Origin of the sequence: Pelagivirga sediminicola (genome assembly GCF_003072125.1) — a bacterium.
Taxonomy (GTDB): Bacteria; Pseudomonadota; Alphaproteobacteria; order Rhodobacterales; family Rhodobacteraceae; genus Roseovarius; species Roseovarius sediminicola.
The window spans coordinates 82,483-105,386 of record NZ_QCYH01000009.1 but is presented as its reverse complement, the minus strand read 5'-3'; the positions used below and the strand labels follow the sequence as shown (position 1 = coordinate 105,386).

Sequence of the window (22,904 nt, the reverse complement as noted above, 5' to 3'; positions counted from 1 at the left end):
GGCGTCTTCATGCGTGGATCGCGCCGTCACCGCAGGCGAGCGCCGCTTCGCGCACGGCCTCGGAATAGGTCGGGTGCGCGTGGCAGGTCATCGCCAGATCCTGCGCCGCCGCGCCGAACTCCATAGCGACGCAGACCTCGTGGATCAGATCGCCCGCCGAGGGGCCGATGATGTGGCAGCCAAGGATCCGGTCGGTTTCTTTGTCCGCCAGGATCTTGACGAACCCGTCAGCGGCGAAATTCGCCTTGGCGCGGCCATTGCCCATGAAGCTGAACTTACCGGTCTTGTAATCGCGGCCCTCGTCCTTCAGCTCGGCCTCGGTCTTGCCGACGGACGCGACTTCGGGATGGGTATAGATGACGCTGGGAATGACGCCGTAATTGACATGGCCATGCTTGCCCGCCAGCACCTCGGCGCAGGCCATGCCCTCGTCCTCGGCCTTGTGGGCCAGCATGGGGCCGTCTATCGCGTCTCCGATGGCATAGATGCCCTTGACGTTGGTTTGCCAGTCATCGCCGGTCTTGATCTGGCCGCGCTCGGACAGCTCGACACCCAGCTCGGCCAGACCCAGACCATCGGTGAAGGGGCGGCGGCCGGTGGCCAGAAGAACGGTATCGGCCTCGATCTGGTCCTCCTTGTCGTTCTTGCGCAGGGTGTATTTGACGCTGGCCTTGCCGCCCTTGACCTCGCAGGACTGGACGGCGGCGCCCATGATGAATTTCAGGCCCTGCTTTTTCAGGATGCGCTGAAAGGTCTTTTGCACCTCGGCGTCCATGCCCGGCGTGATCGCGTCGAGATATTCCACGACCGTCACCTCGGCCCCGAGGCGCGCATAGACGCTGCCCATCTCCAGCCCGATAACGCCCGCGCCGATCACCACCATCTTCTTGGGGATCTTGCCCAATTCCAGCGCGCCGGTCGACGATACGACGGTTTTTTCGTCCACCTCGACGCCCTTCAGGCCCGACGGCTCTGACCCGCTGGCGATGATGATGTTTTTCGCCTCATGCGTGTCATCGCCCACCTTGACGCGGCCCGCCTCGGGGATCGAGGCCCAGCCCTTGATCCAGTCGATCTTGTTCTTCTTGAACAGGAACTCGATACCCTTGGTGTTGGTGTCGATCGTGTCCTGCTTGTACTCCAGCATCTGTTTCCAGTCGACCGAAGGCGACTTGCCCTTCAGGCCCATGGCGGCGAAGTTATGCTCGGCCTCGTGCAGCATGTGCGACGCGTGCAGCAGCGCCTTGGACGGGATACAGCCGACATTGAGGCAGGTGCCGCCCAGCGTGTCGCGGCCCTCGACGCAGGCGGTCTTCAAGCCCAGCTGCGCGCAGCGGATCGCGGCGACATAGCCGCCGGGGCCGGAGCCGATAACGATGACATCATAACTGGCCATGGTGATTTTCCTTTGTATCGGGTTCGGTCGGGCCAAGCAGACAGGGAATTGCCCGGAGGGTCAACCGAAGGGAGATTTGGCAAGGCTCGGATATGAGTATTTTTGCCAAGATGAAATGTCAGACAAGCGCCGCCAGCAGCATGAGCGCCGTGGCGCCGAAACCGACGCCCCAGATGACCGAGCGCCACGGGACCAGGCCGAAGTAATAGGCGGGCACGTATGCGACGCGGGCGGCCAGGTAGATCCAGGCGCAGGTGGCGGTGAGAGCGGTGGACTGGCCGGAAACGGTGATGACGGTGCAGGCGATAGTGAAGAGGATCAGCCCTTCGAAATGGTTGTTCAGCGCCCGCACGAGGCGGCCGGATTTGGCGCTGATCTGCTCGGCCATGGGGCCGCCGATATCGCCGGGATCGCGGGGCGACATGGTTTTCCCGGGGCCCAGCTCGAGGTTGACGGGGATCGCCATGAGGAAGAATTGCACGACCTGCAGCAGTGCGGCGAGGGTGAGAACGGTCAGTTCGGGTGTCATGCGGCGATTGCCTTTGCGATGAGGGCCGCGCGCGCGTCATAGCTGCCGATGCGGGCCGAAGGGTGGGGGGCGGCGGTGTGATCGACGCCGAAATGCGTCAGGACGCTTGCGGCGTCCGTCCCAAGGGCAACGGGGCGGCGGCCCATCAGTTCCAGCCGCCCGATGGCGTCAAAGCTGGCGCGGGCGTGGGCGGCCGGGATAGTGGAGGATCGCTTGGGCGTCAGCAGGTGAAACACCGGCGTGATGTAGATATCCGCGCGAGTGAGGTTCAGTCGTGCAAGCGCCTTGTCGATGACGCGGATGAAGGGGTTGCTTGCAAGGTGGCCGTGATGCTGCAGATGGTCGCGATGTGTGGTCGCGGAAGGGGCATCAAGCCAGTCCTTCGAGATCAGCAGCGGGCCGGTGAGGTTTCCGCAGGCGATCTGGATGGGCGAGACGTAGTCGCCATCGAAGCCGAGATCGGCGAGGGTGGGATAGCCGGGCAGGCGGAAAGCGCGGCGGGCGGCGATGGCGCGAGAGTAGGCGGTCATTCTTCAGGAAGTACTAACTTTTTTTGGTCCCTCAATTTGCTTTCGTGGGGCCTCCAAATATCCAGCGGGCTCATTATACTCGATGCGAAGCTTTTCACTTTCTGAACGCTCATGCTCTTCGCCCCAAATATTCTGCATATACCGCAAAGTTTCTAAAGCATCTGAGCCAGCCGCTGTAGTTGTTACGGTGAGATTAAGTACTGTTAGCGCCACAACGAGGTGTCCGCTGCCGATAGAAAATCGACTGCGGGGAGCGTCTAATTCTTCTAGAAAACTCACTATCGCTCGCTGGAGGCGAATTTTTTGGCGCTCATTAAGCTCCAATTCTGGGATGGTGCCTTGAATTTCAGAAGCAAGAGATCGAAGCCTCGACTTGGCCGAATTTCGTAGCCTAAATCCGAAAACAGTTTCCTCTGGCAGCGAATTTATTCGCACTCTTGTCGCAGCTGCCTGAACCCCAATCATAAACGAATCTAACCTTGCCGACGGGTCCGCTCCAGTAGGAATAGATATTCCGCGAACCCCCAGTTCACCAGCAGCCGCAGTTACAATATGCATATACTGAAGTTTAAGGCTATTTGATGTCCGCTGAGTATCGTCGCGCTCAAGTGCGCTATACAACCGAGCCCTCGCGAGACTTTCAATCGCTACCCATTTAGGACCTGCCTCAGTAGGCAGGTCCTGGTAATCCTCCTGATCAAGAAGATCCAAGATCATATCACAAATCCATCAACAACCGCCGCGGATCTTCCAGCGCCTCTTTCACCCGCACAAGGAACGTCACTGCCCCCTTGCCGTCCACGATCCGGTGGTCGTAGCTGAGCGCCAGGTACATCATCGGGCGGATCACGACCTCGCCCTTGATCGCCATGGGGCGGTCCTGGATCTTGTGCATGCCCAGGATGCCCGATTGCGGCGGGTTCAGGATGGGCGAGGACAGCAGCGAGCCATAGACGCCGCCGTTGGAGATGGTGAACGTGCCGCCCTGCATCTCGTCCATGGTCAGCTTGCCGTCACGCGCCTTGGCGCCCATCTCGCCGATGGATTTCTCGATCTCTGCAAAGCTCATCTGGTGCGCGTCGCGGATCACCGGCACGACAAGGCCGGAGGGGGTGCCGACGGCCATGCCCATGTGGACGAAGTTCTTGTAGACGATGTCGGTGCCGTCGATTTCGGCGTTGACCTCGGGCACCTCGTTCAGGGCATGCACGCAGGCCTTGGTAAAGAAGGACATGAAGCCCAGCTTCACGCCGTGCTTCTTCTGGAATTCTTCCTTGTACTCAGCGCGCAGGGCCATCACCTCGGTCATGTCGACCTCGTTATAGGTGGTCAGCATCGCGGCCGTGTTCTGGCTGTCCTTGAGGCGGCGGGCGATGGTCTGGCGCAGGCGGGTCATCTTGACGCGTTCCTCGCGGTCCGCATCATCCGCAGGCGAGGCCGCGCGCTTGGCCGGGGCGGGGGCATCCTGCGCCTTGGGGGCGGGTGCGCCGCCCTTGGCGGCCTTGGCGACGTCCTCTTTCATGATGCGGCCATCGCGGCCGGTGCCGGTGACCTGATCGGGGCTGAGGCCCGCCTCGGCCATCGCCTTCTTGGCCGAGGGCGCGTCTTCGATGTCTTCCCTGTCGGCCACCCCCGCCTTGGGCTGCTGATACTGCCCGCCACCCGCAGGCGCCGTTTCGGTGGCCTGCGCCACGTCCGCGTCGCTGCCGGAGGACAGCACGGCCAGCTTGCCGCCGGCCTGCACGGTGTCGCCCTCGGCGGCGAGAATTTCGGCCAGCGTTCCGGCGCCGGGCGAGGGCACCTCGACCGAGACCTTGTCGGTCTCCAGCTCGCACAGCATCTCGTCGGCCTCGACGGTGTCGCCGGCCTTCTTGAACCAGGTGGAGACGGTCGCCTCGGACACGCTTTCGCCCAAGGTGGGAACCATCACGTCGATCGAGCCGCCGCCGTCGCCGGTGGATTTCTCGGTCTGCCTGGCGGGCTTGTCCGCCGAAGGCAGATCGTCGCGGCCGGGCTTGCCCGCGTCCTTGGCCTTGTCGTCCTTGGATTTGTCATCCTTCGGCTTGGCGCCTGCGCCTTCCTCGATCGTGGCGAGCAGGGCATCGACGCCGACGGTTTCGCCCTCGGCAGCGACGATTTCGCCCATCGTGCCGGCGGCGGGGCTGGGCACCTCGACGGTGACCTTGTCGGTCTCCAGCTCGCACAGCATTTCATCGGCCTCGACACTGTCACCGGGTTTCTTGAACCAGGTGGCGACGGTGGCCTCACTGACGGATTCGCCCAGGGTGGGAACGCGGACTTCGGTGCTCATGGCTTAGTTTCCTTTGATCGTCAGGGCGTCGTCAACGAGCGCCTCTTGTTTCGCTTTGTGCTGGCTGGCAAGGCCCGTGGCGGGCGATGCCGAAGCTGCGCGGCCGACATATTCGGGGCGCGCGTGCTTGGCGTCTATACGGCCCAGAACCCATTCGATATTCGGCTCGATGAAGGTCCATGCGCCCTGGTTCTTGGGCTCTTCCTGGCACCAGACCATTTCGGCCTGCTTGAAACGCTCCAGCTCCTTGACCGCCGACTGGGCGGGGAAGGGATAGAACTGCTCGAAACGCATGAGGTAGATGTCGTCGATGCCGCGCTTGTCGCGCTCCTCCAGCAGATCGAAGTAAACCTTGCCCGAGCACATGACGACGCGTTTGATCTTGTCATCGGCGACCAGCCGGGTATCGGAGTTGCCGTATTGCGCATCATCCCACAGAACCCGGTGGAAGCTGGACCCGATGGTGAATTCCTCGGTCTTCGAGACGGCCAGCTTGTGACGCAAAAGCGATTTCGGTGTCATCAGTATCAGCGGCTTGCGATAGGTGCGGTGCAGCTGGCGGCGCAGGATGTGGAAATAGTTGGCCGGTGTGGTGCAGTTTGCCACGATCCAGTTGTCCTGCCCGCATATCTGCAGAAACCGCTCCAGCCGCGCGCTGGAATGTTCGGGCCCTTGCCCTTCATAGCCATGCGGCAGAAGGCAGACGAGGCCGGACATGCGCAGCCATTTGCTCTCGCCCGATGAGATGAACTGATCGAACATGATCTGCGCGCCGTTGGCGAAATCGCCGAACTGCGCCTCCCACAGGGTCAGCGCGTTCGGCTCGGCCAGCGTGTAGCCATATTCAAAGCCCAGCACCGCGTATTCCGACAGCATCGAGTCGATCGCCTCGTAACGGGCCTGCCCCTCGCGGATATTGTTGAGCGGATAGTAGCGCTCCTCGTCATTCTGGTTGATCAGGGCCGAATGGCGCTGGCTGAAGGTGCCACGCACGCTGTCCTGACCCGACAGGCGCACCGGGAACCCTTCGAGCAGAAGCGAGCCGAAGGCCAGCGCCTCGCCCGTGGCCCAGTCAAATCCGGTGCCGGTTTCGAACATCTGCGCCTTGGCGTCCAGAATGCGCTGAACCGTCTTGTGGATCGGAAAGCCGTCGGGCGCGCGGGTCAGCGCGGTGCCGATCTGCTTGAACGTCTCGTCCTGAATGGCGGTCTGGCCGCGCTGGTAATCCTCCAGCTTGCGGTCCAGATGCTTCCACTTGCCGTCCAGCCAATCGGCCTTGTTCGGCTTGTAGCTGGTGCCGGCCTCGAATTCGTCGGCCAGATAGGACTGGAACGCGTCCTTCATGTCCTCGACCTCGCCCTCGGGGATCAGCCCGTCCTTGACCAGCCGCTCTGTATAAAGGGTCAGCGTGGTCTTTTGCTGCTTGATCTTCTTGTACATCACCGGGTTGGTGAACATGGGCTCGTCGCCCTCGTTATGACCAAAGCGGCGATAGCAGATGATGTCGATCACCACATCCTTGTTGAACTTCTGCCGGAACTCCGTGGCCACCTTGGCGGCGTGAACGACCGCCTCGGGATCGTCGCCGTTGACGTGGAAAATCGGCGCCTCGACCATCAGCGCGATGTCGGTGGGATAGGGACTGGAGCGGCTGAAATGCGGCGCGGTGGTAAACCCGATCTGGTTGTTCACCACGATATGCATCGTGCCGCCCGTGCGGTGCCCCTTGAGGCCCGAAAGACCGAAACATTCGGCCACGACGCCCTGACCGGCAAACGCCGCGTCGCCGTGCAGCAGAACCGGCAACACCTTGGTGCGGCCGGTATCGTTCAGTTGGTCCTGCTTGGCGCGGACCTTGCCCAAGACAACGGGGTTCACGGCCTCCAGATGGCTGGGGTTCGCGGTCAGCGACAGATGCACCTTGTTGCCGTCGAATTCGCGGTCTGAACTGGCGCCGAGATGGTATTTGACGTCGCCCGATCCGTCCACGTCATCGGGCTTGAAGCTGCCGCCCTGGAATTCGTTGAAAATCGCGCGGTAGGGCTTGCCCATGACATTGGCCAGCACCGACAGGCGGCCGCGATGGGGCATGCCGATGACGATATCCTCGACGCCCAGCGAGCCGCCGCGCTTGATGATCTGCTCCATCGCGGGGATCAGGCTTTCGCCGCCATCAAGGCCGAAACGCTTGGTGCCCATGTATTTGACGTGCAGGTATTTCTCCAGCCCCTCGGCCTCGACCATCTTCTTGAGGATCGCCTTGCGGCCTTCCTCGGTAAAGTTGATCTCGTTGCCATAACCCTCGATCCGCTCCTTCAGCCATGCGGCCTGTTCGGGGTCGGAGATATGCATGTATTGCAGCGCAAAAGTGCCGCAATAGGTGCGCCGCACGATGCCCAGGATCTCGCGGATGGTGGCAATCTGAAGGCCCAGCACGTTGTCGATGAAGATTGGCCGGTCCCAGTCGCTGCCGGAAAAGCCATAGCTTTCCGGGTCCAGCTCGGGGCGATAGGGCTGCTCGCGCAGGTCCAGGGGATCCAGATCGGCGATCAGATGGCCCCGGATGCGGTAGGCGCGGATCAGCATCAGCGCGCGCACGCTGTCCAGAACGGCGCGCTGGATCACCGCGTCATCGACTTCGACACCCTTCTCGCGCGCCTTTTCGGTCAGCTTCTTGCCAACCTCCTTCGCCTCTGGCTCGGCCGGGTATTGGCCGGTCAGCGCGCCGGTCAGATCGTCCTGCGGCATGGGCGGCCAATCGGCGCGCGCCCAGGACGGGCCGGCCGCCTCGGCGGTGACATCGGCGCCATCATCGCCCATCTCGGCAAAGAATTTCTGCCACGCCTCGTCCACCGCGTTGGGATCATTGGCGTATCGCGCATAAAGCTGTTCGAGATATTCCACGTTGTGCCCCTGCATGAAGCTGGAGGCGTGGAAATCGTCGTTGGGGGATTGGTCGGTCATGGAATTACCTCAAACGGAGTGGGGCAAAAGGGGCGGGCCAGGCGGCACGCGTCTTGGCCGATAAGGGGGCGGACACCGGCCCGCCCCTCGATATGGCGCCGGGGGCGCATGTTTTCTACCCGATCGCCTCAAGCACGGCCTCGCCGAGGCCGGCGGGGCTTTCGGCGACGACGATACCGGCGGATTTCATCGCTTCGATCTTGTCATCCGCGCCGCCCTTGCCGCCCGCGACGATGGCGCCCGCGTGGCCCATGCGGCGGCCCGGAGGGGCGGTGCGGCCGGCGATGAAACCGGCGGTCGGCTTCCAGCGGCCGCGCTTCTTCTCGTCGGCAAGGAACTGCGCGGCTTCCTCTTCGGCGCTGCCGCCGATTTCGCCGATCATGATGATCGACTGCGTCTCGTCATCGGCCAGGAACCATTCCAGCACGTCGATATGCTCGGTCCCCTTGATCGGGTCGCCGCCGATGCCGACGCAGGTGGACTGGCCAAGGCCGACATCGGTGGTCTGCTTGACCGCCTCGTAGGTCAGCGTGCCCGAGCGGCTGACAACGCCGCAGGAGCCGCGCTTGTGAATGTGGCCGGGCATGATGCCGATCTTGCAGGCATCGGGCGTGATCACGCCGGGGCAGTTGGGTCCGATCAGCTTGGATTTCGACCCCTGCAGCGCGCGCTTGACGCGCATCATGTCCAGCACCGGGATGCCTTCGGTGATGCATACGATCAGCTCCATCTCGGCGTCGATCGCCTCAAGGATACTGTCGGCGGCGAAGGGCGGCGGGACGTAGATCACCGACGCATTCGCCTCGGTCTCGCGCCGCGCCTCGTGCACCGAGTTGTAGACCGGCAGGTCCAGATGCACCTGCCCGCCCTTGCCGGGGGTCACGCCGCCGACCATTTTCGTGCCGTAAGCGATAGCCTGTTCGGTGTGGAACGTCCCCTGGCTGCCGGTGAGGCCCTGACAGATGACGCGGGTGTTTTCGTCTACGAGGATTGCCATTTGTGGCTCCTTCTTCGGGGCAGGCATCGGCCCGCCATGTATCCTTGGGCATGCGGACCGCGGCCCGCCATGGATTCAACCTTTGACGGCCTTCACGATCTTCTGCGCGCCGTCCTTCAGGTCGTCCGCAGCAATCACGTCCAGCCCGGAATTGTTGATGATCTCCTTGCCCTTCTCGACATTGGTCCCCTCAAGACGCACGACCAGCGGCACCTTCAGCCCGACCTCCTTGACAGCGGCGACCACCCCATCGGCGATGACATCGCAGCGCATGATGCCGCCGAAGATGTTGACCAGAATGCCCTTCACCTGCGGGTCCGAGGTGATGATCTTGAACGCCTCGGTCACCTTTTCCTTGGTCGCGCCGCCGCCCACGTCGAGGAAGTTGGCAGGCTCGGCGCCGTAAAGCTTGATGATGTCCATCGTCGCCATGGCCAAACCGGCGCCGTTGACCATGCAGCCGATTTCGCCGTCCAGCGCGATGTAGTTGAGGTCGTATTTGGACGCCTCCAGTTCCTTGGCGTCCTCCTCGGTCACGTCGCGCAGCTCGGCGATGTCGCGGTGGCGATACATGGCGTTGCCGTCAAAGCTCATCTTGGCATCAAGGCATTTCAAATCGCCCTTGTCGGTCACGATCAGCGGGTTAATCTCCAGCATCTCCATGTCCTTTTCGATGAACATGCGGTAAAGCGTCCCCATCAGCGCGACGCATTGCTTGACCTGTGCGCCCTCCAGCCCAAGGTTGAACGCGATGCGGCGCCCGTGGAACGGCTGATAGCCGGTCGCGGGATCGACCGAGAAGCTGAGGATCTTTTCCGGCGTCTTGTCAGCCACTTCCTCGATGTCCATGCCGCCTTCGGTCGAGGCGACAAAGCTGACGCGCGATGTCTGGCGGTCGACCAGAAGGGCCAGATACATCTCGGTCTCGATGCCGCTGCCATCCTCGATGTAGATGCGGTTGACCTGCTTGCCGACCGCGCCGGTCTGCTTGGTCACCAGGGTGCGGCCCAGCATGCGCTTGGCCTCGCTCGCCGCCTCTTCGACCGATTTGGCCAGACGCACGCCGCCGGCCTCGCCTGCGCCCTCTTCCTTGAAGCTGCCCTTGCCGCGCCCGCCGGCGTGGATCTGCGCCTTGACCACCCAGAGGGGGCCGTCCATTTCGCTCGCGGCTGTCTTGGCCTCTTCGGCGCGCAGAACGACGCGGCCATCCGACACGGGCGCCCCGTAGGAGCGCAGCAGCGCCTTGGCCTGATACTCATGGATGTTCATGTGAAACTGTCCCGTTTTCCTGTGTTCGGTCCTGTTATACATAGAAGCCTTGACGAGGGTTAAACGGTTTTGTGCCGTTAAACACGGATAAGATGCAAATTTGATCGGTTTGTGATCACAGCATCCAACCGTGTGATCACAAAAATCGCGGCGCTTTTCCCGTTGCAGGGAATCAAGGCGCGGTTAGGCTGCGCGGACCCCTGTCGGCAAGAGTGGCGGAGATGCCCATGACCATCGACATACCGCCCCCGGCCAGCTGGGGAATCGCGATGACGGCGCATGAGCCGACGCAGCTGCTTTTGGCCAATGTCGGCTGGCATCTCGGCACCGGCGCGTCCGAGGTGCATGTCTATCTGGACGATCCGCAGGATCCTGCCGCGCCGCTGCTGGACGGGCTGGAGCGGGTGCATGTCACCCGCTGCGACGGGGCGCATTGGCGGCAGGTGGCGCCCTCGGGGCGGCGACCGCCCACCCATCGCAGGCGGCAGGGGCTCAATGCCAACCACGCGCTTGGCCGGTGCAAGGTGGATTGGCTGGTGCATCTGGATGCTGACGAATTTTTGGTGCAGGACCGCCCCTTGGGCGAGGAGATGGCCGCCGTGCGCGCGCTGGATTGCGAGCTTTATTTCCCGGTTGCCGAGCGGATGTATCTGCCCGGCCCGCAGACGACGATCTGGGACGGAGTGTTCCGGACCTGCACCCGCGCGCTGATCCGGCGCGGCGACGGGATTGATACCCAGCGCGTGATTTACGGCGATCAGGCCGATTGCCTCGATTTCGGCGTGCTTGGCCATTCGGCGGGCAAATGCGCGGTGCCGCGCGGCGCCGATTTCCGGCTGGGCATCCACTGGGCGTTTCGCGGCGAGGGCCGCCAGCGCGCCGAGCGGTTTCGCAGCACTGCGGCGCGCTTGCTGCATTTCGACGGGCTGACGCCGCTGCAATGGTGGGCCAAGCTGCGGCGCTATACCGAATATGACCCTGCCGATTTCAACATCGCGGCGCAAAGGCAGGCGCAGATCGACCGGGCCGCCAAAGCAGGAGCGATCCCCGGAGGGCGCGAGGCGCTTCACGCCGAATTGAAGGAGATTGGCCCCGCGGCGCAGGCGCGTCTGCGCGCTTTCGGCCTGCTCTATGAGGTGCCATTCGATCCGGCGCCGGTGCTGTCCCGCGTGCTGGGCCAGGTGCCCGATTTCAGCGTCGAGGCGTTTGACGCGGAGCTGCGCAGACGCTTGCCGGAGCGGACTGCGGGGCTGCCGTGACCTGAACGAAAAAGGCCCCGGGCAGGGGTGCCGGGGCCTTCCTTTGTCGCTGAAATGCCGGGTTACGCCAGCGAGCCGTCGATACCCTTGCACGCCTCGACCAGACCTTTGACGGCGCTGACCGATTTGTCGAACATCGCCTGTTCGTCCTTCGACATCTTGATCTCGATGACCCTCTCGATGCCGCCCGCGCCGATCACCGTGGGAACGCCCACGTAGAACCCGTTCAGCCCGTAAGCGCCGTCGACATGCGCCGCGCAGGGCAGCACGCGCTTCTGGTCCTTCAGATACGCCTCGGCCATTTCGATGGCGGAGGTTGCGGGCGCATAGAACGCGCTGCCGGTCTTCAGCAGGCCGACGATCTCGGCGCCGCCGTCGCGGGTGCGCTGCACGATGGCGTCCATCTTCTCCTGCGTGGTCCAGCCCATGTCGATCAGGTCGGGCAGGGGGATGCCGGCCACGGTGGAATACCGCACCAGCGGCACCATCGTGTCGCCGTGCCCGCCCAGCACGAAGGCCGACACATCGCGCATCGACACGCCGAATTCCAGGCTGAGGAAATGGCGGAAACGCGCCGAATCCAGAACGCCCGCCATGCCGCAGACCTTTTCATGCGGCAGGCCGGAGAACTCGCGCAGGGCCCAGACCATCGCATCCAGCGGGTTGGTGATGCAGATCACGAAGGCCTCGGGCGCGTGTTTGGCGATGCCTTCGCCAACCGATTTCATGACCTTCAGGTTGATGCCCAGCAGGTCGTCGCGGCTCATCCCCGGCTTGCGCGGCACACCGGCGGTGACGATGCACACGTCTGCGCCCGCGATGTCGGCATAGGATTGCGTGCCCTTCAGAGTGGCGTCAAAGCCTTCGGCGGGGCCGGATTCGGCGATGTCCAGCGCCTTGCCCTCGGGCGTGCCTTCGGAAATGTCGAACAGGACGATATCGCCCAGTTCCTTGATGGCGGCGAGATGGGCAAGCGTGCCGCCGATCTGTCCCGCGCCGATCAATGCTATCTTGGGTCTGGCCATGGGTTGTTACCTCCGGGTTGGCAGAATTTCCGCCGTGGGCGTAGTCCTATTTGGCCGCGCGCGCAAGGGTTCTGCGCTGCGGCGGAAGGGACCGGGCGGCGGATATTCTGCGCTGCGGCGAGAAAGGTCTTGAACAAATGCGGCCTAAAATGGCATCCCTGCGCAACAATATTGCCACCCTCAATTCGGTGCCATGCCCATTCGATCCGGGTTCCGCCACAGGCGGCCCGGCCGGGATGCACCGGTCCGAGCAGGAGAAAGTCATGGACTCTGCCACACGCCCCTTCCGGTCCGTCCTCTATATTCCCGCATCCAAGGAGCGCGCGCTGGAAAAGGCGCGCGATCTGCCTTGCGATGCGATCATCTTCGATCTGGAGGATGCGGTCGCCCCCGATGCCAAGGCCGCCGCGCGCAGCACGCTGGTGCAGGCGCTGGGCGCGGGCGGCTACGGGCGCCGCGCAAGGATCGTTCGCATCAACGCGCTGACCTCCGAATGGGGGCTTGAGGACGTGCGCGCGCTGAAGGATGCGGGCGCCGATGCGATCCTGCTGCCCAAGGTCAACACCCGCTCGGACGTGGACAACTTGGTTGACCTGCTGGACGCGAAAATGCCGGTCTGGGTGATGATGGAGACGCCCGTCAGCGTGTTCAACGCGCGTGACATCGCCGCCCATGCGCATGTGCAGGGGCTTGTGACCGGCACCAACGATCTGACCAAGGATCTGGGCAGCCGCACGCGCACGGACCGCCTGCCGCTGATGATGGCGCTGCAGACCATCGTCATGGCCGCCCGCGCGGCGCGCATCGTGGCCATCGACGGCGTCTACAACCGGTTTCGCGACGGCGACGGTCTGGCGGCGGAATGCGAGCAGGGCCGCGATCTGGGCTTTGACGGCAAGACGCTGATCCATCCCGCGCAGATCGAGGGCGCCAACCGCGCCTTTGCGCCGACCGCGTCCGAGATCGATCTGGCGCGGCGGCAGATCGCCGCGCATGAGGCCAGCCAGGCCTCGGGCGAGGGCGTGGCCGTCGTCGACGGCACGATCGTGGAAAACCTGCACGTCGTCGCCGCGCGCCGTATACTGGCCAAGGCGCAACTATTGGCCGAAATGGAGGACGCATGATGGGCATTGCCATTCTGATACTGGGACTTGCGCTGTGGTGCGCCGGACATTTTTTCAAACGCGTGGCGCCGGATGCGCGTGCAGGCATGGGCGCAAAGGCGCGGGGGCCGATCACGCTGGTGCTGCTGGGCGGCGTGATCCTGATGGTGATCGGCTACCGGATGTCGGACGGGGCGGTCTTCTGGGGACGCCATCCGGCGACGGTGGGCATCAACAACCTGCTGATGCTGCTGTCGATCTACCTTTTTGCCGCCGCCGGGATGAAGACGGCGCTGGCGCGCAAGATGCGCCATCCGATGCTGGCCGGGGTCAAGGCCTGGGCGCTGGCGCATCTGCTGGTCAACGGCGATACGGCGTCCTTCATCCTCTTCGGCGGCCTTCTGGCATGGGCCGTGGCCGAGGTGATCGTCATCAACCGGGCCGAGCCGAACTGGACCCCGCCGCCCCCCGCCCCGCGCCGCAAGGAGGTGATTGCCGTGCTGGCCAGCGTCGTGCTTTATGCCGTGATCGCGGCGGTGCATTATGCGCTTGGCTATCCCGTGTTCGGATGAGGATGACATGAAACTTTACCGCTTTCTTTCCGCCGATGACACGTCGGCCTTCTGCCACAAGGTGACCGAGGCGCTGAACAAGGGCTGGGAGCTCTACGGCAGTCCGACGCAGGCCTATGACGCGGCCAACGGCGTGATGCGCTGCGGGCAGGCCGTGACCAAGGACGCGCCGGGCGTGTACACGGCCGACACCAAACTGGGCGAGCACTGACCATGACCAAGACCAAGACAAATCCCGGCCGCTTTTTCGAGGATTACACCCTCGGCCAGAGGATCGACCACGCCGTGCCGCGCACCGTGTCGGGCGGCGAGCGGGCGCTTTATCACGCGCTCTACCCGGCGCGCCACGCGCTTTATTCCTCGGACGAGTTTGCGCGCGGCTGCGGCTTGCCGGGGGCGCCGCTGGATGATCTGGCCGCATTCCACGTGATCTTTGGCAAGACGGTGCCGGACATCTCGCTGAACGCGCTGGCCAATCTGGGCTATGCCGAGGGCCGGTGGCTGCGGCCGGTCTGGGCGGGCGACACGCTGCGCTCGGTCTCCGAGGTGATCGGGCTCAAGCAGAACTCCAGCGGCAAGTCCGGTGTCGTCTGGGTGCGCACCAAGGGATTCAACCAGCATAGCGAGATCGTGCTGGAATATGTCCGCTGGGTGATGGTGAAAAAGCGCGATGCGGATGCCCCGGCGCCCGAAACGGTCGCGCCCGATCTGGCCGCCGCGCTGAGCGCCGATCAACTGGTGATACCCAAGGGGCTGGATTTCACCGATTACGATTTCACGCTGGCGGGCGAGCCGCATCGCTGGGGCGATTACGCGGTGGGCGAGGTGATCGACCATGTTGACGGCGTCACCATCGAGGAGGCCGAGCATATGCTGGCCACGCGCCTGTGGCAGAACACCGCCAAGGTGCATTTCGATCGCGACGCACGCGAGGGCGGGCGGCTGATCTATGGCGGGCACGTCATCTCGATGGCGCGCGCGCTCAGCTTCAACGGGCTGGCGAATGCGCAGATCATCGCGGGCCTCAACGGCGGCGCGCATGCCAATCCGTGCCACGCGGGCGACACGGTGCGCGCGTGGAGCGAGGTGCTGGACCGCGCCGAGACGTCCGCGCCGGGCGTCGGCGCACTGCGCCTGCGGCTGGTTGCGACCAAGGGCGGCGCGGCCGGCGCGCTGAAGGGCGAGGATGGCAAGTACCTGCCGGATGTCCTGCTGGATCTGGATTACTGGGCGCTGGTGCCGATGTGACATTGCGCGCCGCGGCGCTATGGTATGGTCCGCGGCGCGCGTGGCTTGCCGCGGAATTCGAGTATTTTCGCCAAGATGAAGGGGCAGCCAGATGGTGACCGTGACGCTGTGCTGGGACGACGGGGCGGACCGCGCGCTTGGCTTGCCTGTCTATGCCAGCAGCGGCGCGGCGGGGGCCGACCTTCGGGCGAATTTTCCCGGCGGCGCGAGCATCACGCTGGCGCCCGGCGCGCGGGCGCTGGTGCCGACCGGGCTGCGGCTGGCAATCCCCGACGGCTATGAGGTGCAGTTGCGGCCGCGCTCGGGGCTGGCGCTGCGCCATGGTGTGACGCTGGCCAATGCGCCGGGCACGATCGACAGCGACTATCGCGGCCCGCTGGGGGTGATCCTGATCAATCTGGGCGATGCGCCCTTTGAGGTGGCGCATGGCGCGCGGATTGCGCAGATGGTGGTCGCGCCCGTGCAGGTGGCGCGCTTTGCCTTGGCCGAAACGCTGGAAGACACGGCGCGCGGCGCGGGTGGCTTTGGCTCCACCGGGGCGAACTGATGCTGCTGGTTTTGCTGCTTGCCGCTGCGCTGTGGGGGCTGGGGGCGCTCTTGGGCACGCCGCGGCGGCTGCGCTGGGCGATGATCGCGATCCTGTGGGCCGGGATCGTGCTGCTGCATCTGGTCCTGCCTGCGGGCACGCCCCTGCGCGCCGCGACCGGGGGAAGCGCCGCGCCCTGGCTTTTGCTGGGCGGGGGTGTCGCGCTGGTGATGGTCTATGGCGCGGCGCTGCGCCGGTTGCGCGCCCGCGCGGCGGCGGTGCAGGCGCCGGCCGCGCCACCTGAGCCCGCCGCCCCCTTTTCGGAGGCCGAGCTGGAACGCTATGCCCGCCACATCATGCTGCGCGAGGTGGGCGGGCAGGGCCAGAAGGCCCTGAAATCAGCGCGCGTTCTGGTGATCGGCGCAGGCGGTCTGGGCGCGCCGGTGATGCATTATCTCGGCGCGGCGGGGGTTGGCGTGATCGGCGTGATCGACCACGACGAGGTGGATCTGAGCAACCTTCAGCGGCAGGTGATCCACCGCGATGAGGATATCGGCCTGCCCAAGGTCCATTCCGCCGCCGCCGCGATCCGCGCGCTCAACCCGCATGTCCAGATGCGCCCCTATCACCGCCGCCTGACGGACGACATCGCCGAGGAGCTCTTTGGCGAATATGACATGATCCTCGACGGGACCGACAATTTCGCCACCCGCCATCTGGTGAACCGTGCCGCCGTCGCCACCGGAAAGCCGCTGATTTCCGGCGCGCTGACCCAGTGGGAGGGGCAGCTGAGCGTGTTCGACCCCGCGCGCGGCGCGCCCTGCTATGCCTGCATTTTCCCCGACATCCCGGCCGAGGGTCTGGCGCCCTCCTGCGCCGAGGCGGGAGTGATGGGGCCGCTGCCCGGCGTCATCGGCGCGATGATGGCGGGCGAGGCGATCAAGCTGATCACGGGGGCGGGCGAGGTGCTGCGCGGCACGCTTTTGATCTATGACGCGCTTTATTCGGACGCGCGCCGCATTCAAATCAAACGCCGCGCGGATTGCCCCGTTTGCGGCACCAAGGAGGCCACATGACAAATCCGCTGCTGGGCGAATGGAACACGCCCTTTGCCATCGCCCCGTTCGATCGCATCGAGGATGCCGATTTCGCCCCCGCGCTGGAAACCGCGCTGACACTGGCGCGCGCCGAGGTGCTGGCGATTGCCGAAGATCCCGAGGCGCCGACGTTCCCGAACACGATCGAGGCGCTGGAGGCGTCGGGCAAGACGCTGGATCGCGTATTGAGCGTGTTCTTCACCGTCGCGGGCGCCGACAGCAACCCGGAGCGGCAGGCATTGCAGCGCGATTTCGCGCCCAGGCTGGCGGCCTATTCCTCGTGGCTGTTTGCACAAAAGGCGCTGTTTGCAAGGATCGAGACGCTGTGGGACCGGCGCGAGGAGCTGGAGCTGACGGCCGAGCAGGCGCGCGTGCTTATGCTGACGCATCGCAGCTTCAAACGGCATGGCGCCGCGCTCGGCGGCGAGGCAGAGGCGCGGCTGGGCGCGATCATGGCGCGGCTGGCCGAGCTTGGCACGGCCTTCACCCAGAACCTGCTGGCCGACGAGGCGGGCTGGCACCTGGAACTGGCCGAGGCGGATCTGGAAGGCCTGCCGGATTTCGTGATCCGCGGTGCGCGGGAGGCCGGCCGGGAAAAGGGGCTGGAGCGCCCGGTCATCACCCTGTCGCGGTCGCTGATCGTGCCGTTCCTGCAATTCTCGCCGCGCCGCGATCTGCGCGAGCGGGCGTTTGCCGCATGGGTGTCGCGCGGTGCGAATGGCGGCGAGACAGACAACCGCGAGATTGCCGCCGAAACGCTGGCGCTGCGGGCCGAGCGCGCGAAACTCTTGGGCTATGACAGCTTTGCCGATTTCAAGCTGGAAACGGAGATGGCCAAAACCCCCGGCGCCGTGCGCGATCTGCTGATGCAGGTCTGGGCGCCCGCCAAGCGCCAAGCCGACCGCGACGCCGAGGTGCTGACCGCGATGATGCACAAGGACGGCGTCAACGGCGACCTGGCGCCATGGGACTGGCGCTATTACGCGGAAAAACGCAGGCAGGCCGAGCATGATCTGGATGAGGCTGAGCTGAAGCCCTATCTGCAACTGGACCGAATGATCGAGGCCGCGTTCGCCTGCGCGAACCGCCTGTTCGGGCTGGAATTCAAGCCCGTGCAGGTGCCGCTTTACCATCCCGATTGCCGCGCATGGGAGGTGACGCGCGATGGCGCGCATGTGGCAGTGTTCATCGGCGATTACTTCGCACGCGGCTCCAAACGTTCGGGCGCGTGGTGCAGCGCGATGCGCGGTCAGGCGAAATTCCCCGAAAAACAGGGGCCGGTGGTCATCAACGTCTGCAACTTTGCCAAGGGCGATCCCGCGCTGCTGAGCTATGACGACGCGCGCACGCTGTTCCACGAGTTTGGCCATGCGCTGCACCAGATGCTGTCCGATGTGACCTACGAGTCGGTCAGCGGCACCTCTGTTGCGCGCGATTTCGTGGAGCTGCCCAGCCAACTGTACGAGCATTGGCTGGAAGTGCCCGAAGTGCTGGCCGAATTTGCCACCCATTCCGAAACCGGCGCGCCGATGCCGCAGGCGCTGCTGCAGAAGGTGTTGGATGCGGCGAGTTTCGACATGGGGTTTCAGACCGTCGAATATGTCGCCTCCGCGCTGGTCGACCTGAGCTTTCACGAAGGCGCGCCGCCCGCGGATCCGATGGCGCGGCAGGCCGCGGTGCTGGACGAAATCGGCATGCCGGAGGCGATCACGATGCGCCACGCCACGCCGCAATTCGCGCATGTCTTTGCGGGGGACGGATACAGCTCGGGCTATTACAGTTACATGTGGTCCGAGGTCATGGATGCCGACGCCTTCGCCTCTTTCGAGGAGGCGGGCGGCCCGTTCGATCCAGAGCGCGCCCGCGCGCTGGAGCAGCATATCCTGTCACGCGGCGGATCTGCCGATGCAGAAGCGCTTTATCTGGCGTTTCGCGGGCAGATGCCGGGGGTCGAGGCGCTGCTGAAGGGCCGCGGGCTGACGGCGTGATCTTGCGCCGGGGCCTGCGTGATGCGATGGTCGGGCGGTCCATGGGGAGAGTGTGATGCGCAAGTTCATGGTGGTACTGGACGACAGCCGCGAATGCCTGAACGCCATGCGTTTTGCCGCGATGCGCGCGTCGCGCACGGGCGGCGGCGTAACGGTGCTGTCGATCATCCCGCCCGAGGAATTCAATCACTGGATCGGCGTCGGCGACATCATGCGCGAAGAGCAGCGCGAGCGGATCGAGGCGCATTTCGAGGTGTTCGCCAAGTGGATGCGCGACAAGCAGGGCGTCAACCCCGAGCTGGTCATCCGCGAGGGCGAGCCGGTGGCCGAGATCATCGCCCAGATCGCCGAGGATCCGCAGGTGGGCGTTCTGGTTCTGGGCGCATCGGCGGATCGCGGCGGACCCGGCCCGCTGGTCAGCCAGATGAGCCGCTGCGCCGGCAGCCTGCCCATCCCCATCACCATCGTGCCCGGCGATCTGAGCAAGGACCGGCTGGAGATGATTACTTGATCATGTAAAAGGTAAGCCGTGAAAATTCTGCGAATTTTCAGCCTCCGGCGGGGATATTTGACGCAAGAAGAAGCCGCAGGCGCAGTTTAGAATCGTTCCAAACCTTGACTCTGTCGGCGACGGGGCGCATATGCTGGTATACGCAATCCAGGGGGTGTCCCATGTTCATTCAGACCGAATCCACGCCAAATCCGGCGACGCTGAAATTCCTGCCTGGCCAGACCGTCCTGCCAGCGGGAACCGCTGATTTCCCATCGCCGGAGAACGCGGACGCCTCGCCGCTGGCAACGCGCATCTTTGCGGTGGACGGTGTGAACGGCGTCTTTTTCGGCAATGATTTCGTCACCGTGACCAAATCCGACGCGGCCGAGTGGGACCATATCAAGCCTGCGATCCTCGGCGCGATCATGGAGCATTTCCAGTCCGGCCTTCCGGTGATGAAGGAAGGCGGCACCGCCCAGTCCGGCCATTCCGAGCATACCGGCGAGGATGGCGAGATCGTCAACCAGATCAAGGAATTGCTGGACACCCGCGTGCGCCCCGCCGTAGCGCAGGATGGCGGCGACATCACCTTTCACGGGTTTGATCGCGGCATCGTCTATCTGCACATGCAGGGCGCCTGCGCCGGTTGCCCGTCCTCGACCATCACCTTGAAGATGGGGATCGAGAACCTGCTGCGTCACTACATCCCCGAAGTGACCGAGGTGCGCCCGATTGGTGTCTGACGCGTATATCCTGGGATTCGATACATCGGCCGCGCATTGCGCGGCCGCTTTGCTATGCGGCCCCCGCGTTGTGGCGATGCGCAGCGAGCAGATGACGCGCGGGCAGGCCGAGCGCCTGATGCCGCTCCTGCAGGAGGTGCTGGCGGAGGCGGGGATCACCTGGCGCGATCTGGGACGGATCGGCGTGGGCGTGGGGCCGGGCAATTTCACCGGCATCCGGATCGGGGTGTCTGCGGCGCGCGGGCTGGCGCTGGCGCTGGAGATCCCGGCGATCGGCGTCAGCGGGTTCGACGCGATATCGCTGGGCGCGCAGATGCCGCATGTCGCGGCCATCCCCGCGCCGCGCGATCAGATGTATGTTCAGGCGCCGGACGGCACGCAGTCCCTCGTGGAGGCCGCCGATGCCGCCGCGATGGGCGTGCCGCTGCGCTATTTGCCGCAGCCGCGCGAACTGGCCTGCCGCATCGCCCGGCTGGCGGCGGGCGCCGCGCCGGGGACGGCGCCCGTGCCGCTGTACCTGAGGGCCGCCGATGCGGCCCCTGCGCGCGATGCGCCCCCGGTGATGCTCGATGAGCGCGGCTGACCGGCTGGCGGGACTGCACGCGCGCGCCTTTGCCGGGCAGGGCCGCGGCTGGAGCGCGGATGAATTCGCCGATCTGCTGGCCTCGCCGCTGACATGCCTGCATAGCGCGCCGAACGGTTTTGCCCTGTCCCGCCTGATCGCGGACGAGGCCGAGCTGCTGACATTGGCCGTCGATCCGCAGCAGCGCAGGCAAGGCATTGCCGCCGCGCTGCTGGCGGCGCTGGAGGCCGATCTTGCCGCTCGCGGCGCCGCGCGCCAGTTTCTGGAGGTCGCGGCGGACAATACGGGCGCCCGCGCGCTTTATGCGAACGCGGGCTATGTCGAGACCGGGCGGCGCGCGGAGTATTACGCGCGGCCTGGCGGCGACCGCGTGGACGCGCTGCTGATGGAAAAACCGCTGGCGCGCGGTTGAGCGTGGCAGGCAGGCCCGTTTTCGGGCGCCGATGCACCGATCCGTGCCGCGAGGCACCGGCGCGGTCTTGCCCTGCGTCAAGCGGGGTGCAAATGTAGACCAGCGCGGCACAACTGGCGGATGGGGCAGAACGACAGATCATGCAAATCTATCTTCCCATCGCCGAAGTGTCGGTCAATGCCTTCCTGCTGCTGGGTCTTGGCGGCCTTGTCGGGGTGCTGTCGGGCATGTTCGGCGTCGGCGGGGGCTTCCTGATGACGCCGCTGCTGTTCTTTATCGGCATTCCGCCGCCCGTGGCCGTGGCGACCGGCGCGAACCAGATCGTCGCGTCGTCCTTTTCCGCCGTGCTTGCGCATTTCCGGCGCCGCGCGGTGGACCTGCGGATGGGGACGGTCCTGTTGATCGGGGGCCTTTTCGGTGCCGGCCTTGGCGTGATGCTGTTCAACTATCTCAAGGCGCTGGGGCAGGTGGATCTGCTGGTCACGCTGTTCTACGTCGTGTTTCTGGGCATCATCGGCGCGCTGATGTTCTTCGAGAGCCTGCGCGCAATCCGCCGCGCGCGCGGCGGCAAGGTGTCGACGAAGCGCAAGAAACACACCTGGATCCAGAAGCTGCCGCTGAAGATGCGGTTTCGCACCTCCGGCCTTTACATCAGCGTGATCCCCCCCGCGCTGGTCGGCGTCGCCGTGGGCGTTCTGGCCGCGATCATGGGCGTGGGCGGCGGGTTCATCATGGTGCCCGCGATGATCTATCTGCTGGGCATGCCGACCAAGGTGGTGGTGGGCACCTCGCTGTTTCAGATCATCTTTGTCGCCGCATTCACCACCATGCTGCACGCGGTCAGCAGCCATATCGTGGATGTCGTCCTGGCGGTGCTGCTGCTGGTCGGGGGCGTTATCGGCGCGCAATTCGGCAGCCGCATCGGCAACCGCATGAAGGCCGAGCAGCTGCGCATCCTGCTTGCCGTTCTGGTGCTGGCGGTTTGTCTCAAGCTGGGGCTGGATCTGCTGATCGAGCCGCGCGAGCTTTACTCCATCAGCGCGCCGGAGGCATCATGATCCGGCGGCTGGCGGCGGTGCTGCTCATTCTGGCATGCCTGCCCGCGGCGGCCGAGGAAGTGGTCCTTGGCCTCAGCCAGAACAGCATTTCGATCGACACCACCTTCAGCGGCTCGCAGATCCTGCTGTTCGGCGCGATCAAGCGCGAAGAGGCCATTCCGCTGGACCAGTTGGGCGTTGTCGTGGCCATCGCGGGGCCCAGCCAGCCGCTGGATGTGCGCCGCAAGGAGCGCCGCTTTGGCATCTGGGTCAATGTCGATACGGTCGAGGTGGACAGCGCGCCCAGCTTCTATGCCGTGGCGACAAGCGGGCCGTGGAGCCATGTGCTGAGCCAGGTCGAGGATTTGCGCCACAAGATCTCGATCCCGCGCGCGATCCGGTCGGTCGGCGCGCCCAGCAGCGTGGAGGACGCGCAGGCCTTTACCGACGCGGTGATCCGCATCCGCACGCGCAGCGGCGCCTACCAGATGCGCGAAGGCGCCGTCGAGCTGTCAGAGCAGACGCTGTTCCGCACCTCGATCGACCTGCCATCGAACCTGACCGAGGGCGACTATGCCACGCGCATCTTCCTGACGCGGAACGGCAATGTGGTGTCCCAGTACGAGACGGTCATAGACGTGCGCAAGGTGGGGATGGAGCGCTGGCTGTTCGAATTGTCGCGCGAGCAGGCGGTGATTTACGGGCTGATGTCGCTGGCCATCGCGATTTTTGCGGGCTGGGGCGCCTCGGCGATGTTCGGGCTGCTGCGGCGGGGCTGAAGCGGTTCGCCTTTGGCTGATGGTTCGGGTACAAAGGCAAAAC

General features: G+C 64.8%; 23 protein-coding genes. 14 read left to right on the top strand and 9 right to left on the bottom strand.

Going from position 1 to position 22,904, the window contains the following annotated elements:
• Window positions 1-7 precede the first annotated feature (7 nt).
• The 8 genes from lpdA to sucC form a co-directional block, all read right to left on the bottom strand.
• Window positions 8-1,396, bottom strand: a complete 1,389-nt coding sequence (gene lpdA / locus DC366_RS14640; protein ID WP_108692973.1) for a dihydrolipoyl dehydrogenase — start codon at window positions 1,394-1,396, stop codon at window positions 8-10.
• 118 nt (window positions 1,397-1,514) lie between these two features.
• Complete coding sequence (locus tag DC366_RS14635; protein ID WP_108692972.1) at window positions 1,515-1,925, bottom strand: MAPEG family protein; 411 nt, start codon at window positions 1,923-1,925, stop codon at window positions 1,515-1,517.
• Window positions 1,922-2,455: a hypothetical protein gene (locus tag DC366_RS14630; protein ID WP_108692971.1), complete on the bottom strand. Its 534-nt coding sequence runs from the start codon at window positions 2,453-2,455 to the stop codon at window positions 1,922-1,924. The genes DC366_RS14635 and DC366_RS14630 overlap by 4 nt, the downstream gene beginning before the upstream one ends.
• A gap of 3 nt (window positions 2,456-2,458) precedes the next feature.
• Complete coding sequence (locus DC366_RS19680) at window positions 2,459-3,172, bottom strand: hypothetical protein (RefSeq protein ID WP_133176218.1); 714 nt, start codon at window positions 3,170-3,172, stop codon at window positions 2,459-2,461.
• Between the two features lies 1 nt (window position 3,173).
• The gene (gene odhB / locus DC366_RS14625) at window positions 3,174-4,766 is read right to left on the bottom strand and encodes a 2-oxoglutarate dehydrogenase complex dihydrolipoyllysine-residue succinyltransferase (protein ID WP_108692970.1); all 1,593 of its coding nucleotides are present in this window, start codon (window positions 4,764-4,766) and stop codon (window positions 3,174-3,176) included.
• Window positions 4,767-4,769: 3 nt separating this feature from the next.
• Window positions 4,770-7,730: a 2-oxoglutarate dehydrogenase E1 component gene (locus DC366_RS14620; protein WP_108692969.1), complete on the bottom strand. Its 2,961-nt coding sequence runs from the start codon at window positions 7,728-7,730 to the stop codon at window positions 4,770-4,772.
• Between the two features lie 115 nt (window positions 7,731-7,845).
• Window positions 7,846-8,727, bottom strand: coding sequence for a succinate--CoA ligase subunit alpha (sucD, locus tag DC366_RS14615; protein ID WP_108692968.1), 882 nt, complete (start codon window positions 8,725-8,727; stop codon window positions 7,846-7,848).
• A gap of 75 nt (window positions 8,728-8,802) precedes the next feature.
• Window positions 8,803-9,996 (bottom strand): ADP-forming succinate--CoA ligase subunit beta, encoded by a 1,194-nt coding sequence (sucC, locus tag DC366_RS14610; RefSeq protein WP_108692967.1) that lies wholly within the window; start codon window positions 9,994-9,996, stop codon window positions 8,803-8,805.
• A gap of 227 nt (window positions 9,997-10,223) precedes the next feature.
• Here sucC and DC366_RS14605 point away from each other — a divergent pair, with 227 nt between their 5' ends.
• Window positions 10,224-11,255, top strand: coding sequence for a glycosyltransferase family 2 protein (locus tag DC366_RS14605; protein ID WP_165802923.1), 1,032 nt, complete (start codon window positions 10,224-10,226; stop codon window positions 11,253-11,255).
• A 62-nt stretch (window positions 11,256-11,317) separates the two neighbouring features.
• On the opposite strand, the gene mdh is transcribed toward DC366_RS14605, so the two are convergent.
• Window positions 11,318-12,280, bottom strand: a complete 963-nt coding sequence (gene mdh / locus DC366_RS14600) for a malate dehydrogenase (RefSeq protein WP_108692965.1) — start codon at window positions 12,278-12,280, stop codon at window positions 11,318-11,320.
• A 263-nt stretch (window positions 12,281-12,543) separates the two neighbouring features.
• Here mdh and DC366_RS14595 point away from each other — a divergent pair, with 263 nt between their 5' ends.
• The 13 genes from DC366_RS14595 (at window position 12,544) to DC366_RS14535 (ending at window position 22,861) form a co-directional block, all read left to right on the top strand.
• Window positions 12,544-13,404: an HpcH/HpaI aldolase/citrate lyase family protein gene (locus DC366_RS14595; protein WP_108693001.1), complete on the top strand. Its 861-nt coding sequence runs from the start codon at window positions 12,544-12,546 to the stop codon at window positions 13,402-13,404.
• Window positions 13,405-13,409: 5 nt separating this feature from the next.
• A complete protein-coding gene (locus tag DC366_RS14590) occupies window positions 13,410-13,955 on the top strand; it encodes an NnrU family protein (RefSeq protein WP_108693000.1) in 546 nt (181 codons plus the stop codon).
• A 7-nt stretch (window positions 13,956-13,962) separates the two neighbouring features.
• Window positions 13,963-14,166 carry a DUF1737 domain-containing protein gene (locus tag DC366_RS14585; protein ID WP_108692964.1) on the top strand — a complete coding sequence of 68 codons (204 nt, stop codon included), beginning with the start codon at window positions 13,963-13,965 and terminating at the stop codon, window positions 14,164-14,166.
• Window positions 14,167-14,168: 2 nt separating this feature from the next.
• Complete coding sequence (locus tag DC366_RS14580) at window positions 14,169-15,203, top strand: MaoC family dehydratase (protein WP_108692963.1); 1,035 nt, start codon at window positions 14,169-14,171, stop codon at window positions 15,201-15,203.
• Between the two features lie 91 nt (window positions 15,204-15,294).
• The gene (gene dut / locus DC366_RS14575) at window positions 15,295-15,750 is read left to right on the top strand and encodes a dUTP diphosphatase (RefSeq protein WP_108692962.1); all 456 of its coding nucleotides are present in this window, start codon (window positions 15,295-15,297) and stop codon (window positions 15,748-15,750) included.
• Window positions 15,750-16,805: a HesA/MoeB/ThiF family protein gene (locus DC366_RS14570; protein ID WP_108692961.1), complete on the top strand. Its 1,056-nt coding sequence runs from the start codon at window positions 15,750-15,752 to the stop codon at window positions 16,803-16,805. The genes dut and DC366_RS14570 overlap by 1 nt, the downstream gene beginning before the upstream one ends.
• Window positions 16,802-18,814, top strand: coding sequence for a M3 family metallopeptidase (locus DC366_RS14565; RefSeq protein WP_108692960.1), 2,013 nt, complete (start codon window positions 16,802-16,804; stop codon window positions 18,812-18,814). The genes DC366_RS14570 and DC366_RS14565 overlap by 4 nt, the downstream gene beginning before the upstream one ends.
• A 55-nt stretch (window positions 18,815-18,869) precedes the next feature.
• On the top strand, window positions 18,870-19,325 hold the full coding sequence (locus DC366_RS14560; RefSeq protein WP_108692959.1) for a universal stress protein: 456 nt from the start codon (window positions 18,870-18,872) through the stop codon (window positions 19,323-19,325).
• Between the two features lie 161 nt (window positions 19,326-19,486).
• Window positions 19,487-20,050, top strand: a complete 564-nt coding sequence (locus DC366_RS14555; protein WP_108692958.1) for a NifU family protein — start codon at window positions 19,487-19,489, stop codon at window positions 20,048-20,050.
• Window positions 20,040-20,633: a tRNA (adenosine(37)-N6)-threonylcarbamoyltransferase complex dimerization subunit type 1 TsaB gene (gene tsaB / locus DC366_RS14550; RefSeq protein ID WP_108692957.1), complete on the top strand. Its 594-nt coding sequence runs from the start codon at window positions 20,040-20,042 to the stop codon at window positions 20,631-20,633. Before DC366_RS14555 ends, tsaB begins: the two co-directional genes overlap by 11 nt.
• The gene (locus DC366_RS14545) at window positions 20,620-21,045 is read left to right on the top strand and encodes a GNAT family N-acetyltransferase (RefSeq protein ID WP_108692956.1); all 426 of its coding nucleotides are present in this window, start codon (window positions 20,620-20,622) and stop codon (window positions 21,043-21,045) included. The genes tsaB and DC366_RS14545 overlap by 14 nt, the downstream gene beginning before the upstream one ends.
• 140 nt (window positions 21,046-21,185) lie before the next feature.
• Entirely contained in the window at window positions 21,186-22,103 is a 918-nt protein-coding gene (locus DC366_RS14540) for a sulfite exporter TauE/SafE family protein (protein ID WP_108692955.1), read from the top strand.
• Window positions 22,100-22,861, top strand: a complete 762-nt coding sequence (locus DC366_RS14535) for a TIGR02186 family protein (RefSeq protein ID WP_108692954.1) — start codon at window positions 22,100-22,102, stop codon at window positions 22,859-22,861. Before DC366_RS14540 ends, DC366_RS14535 begins: the two co-directional genes overlap by 4 nt.
• Window positions 22,862-22,904 lie beyond the last annotated feature (43 nt).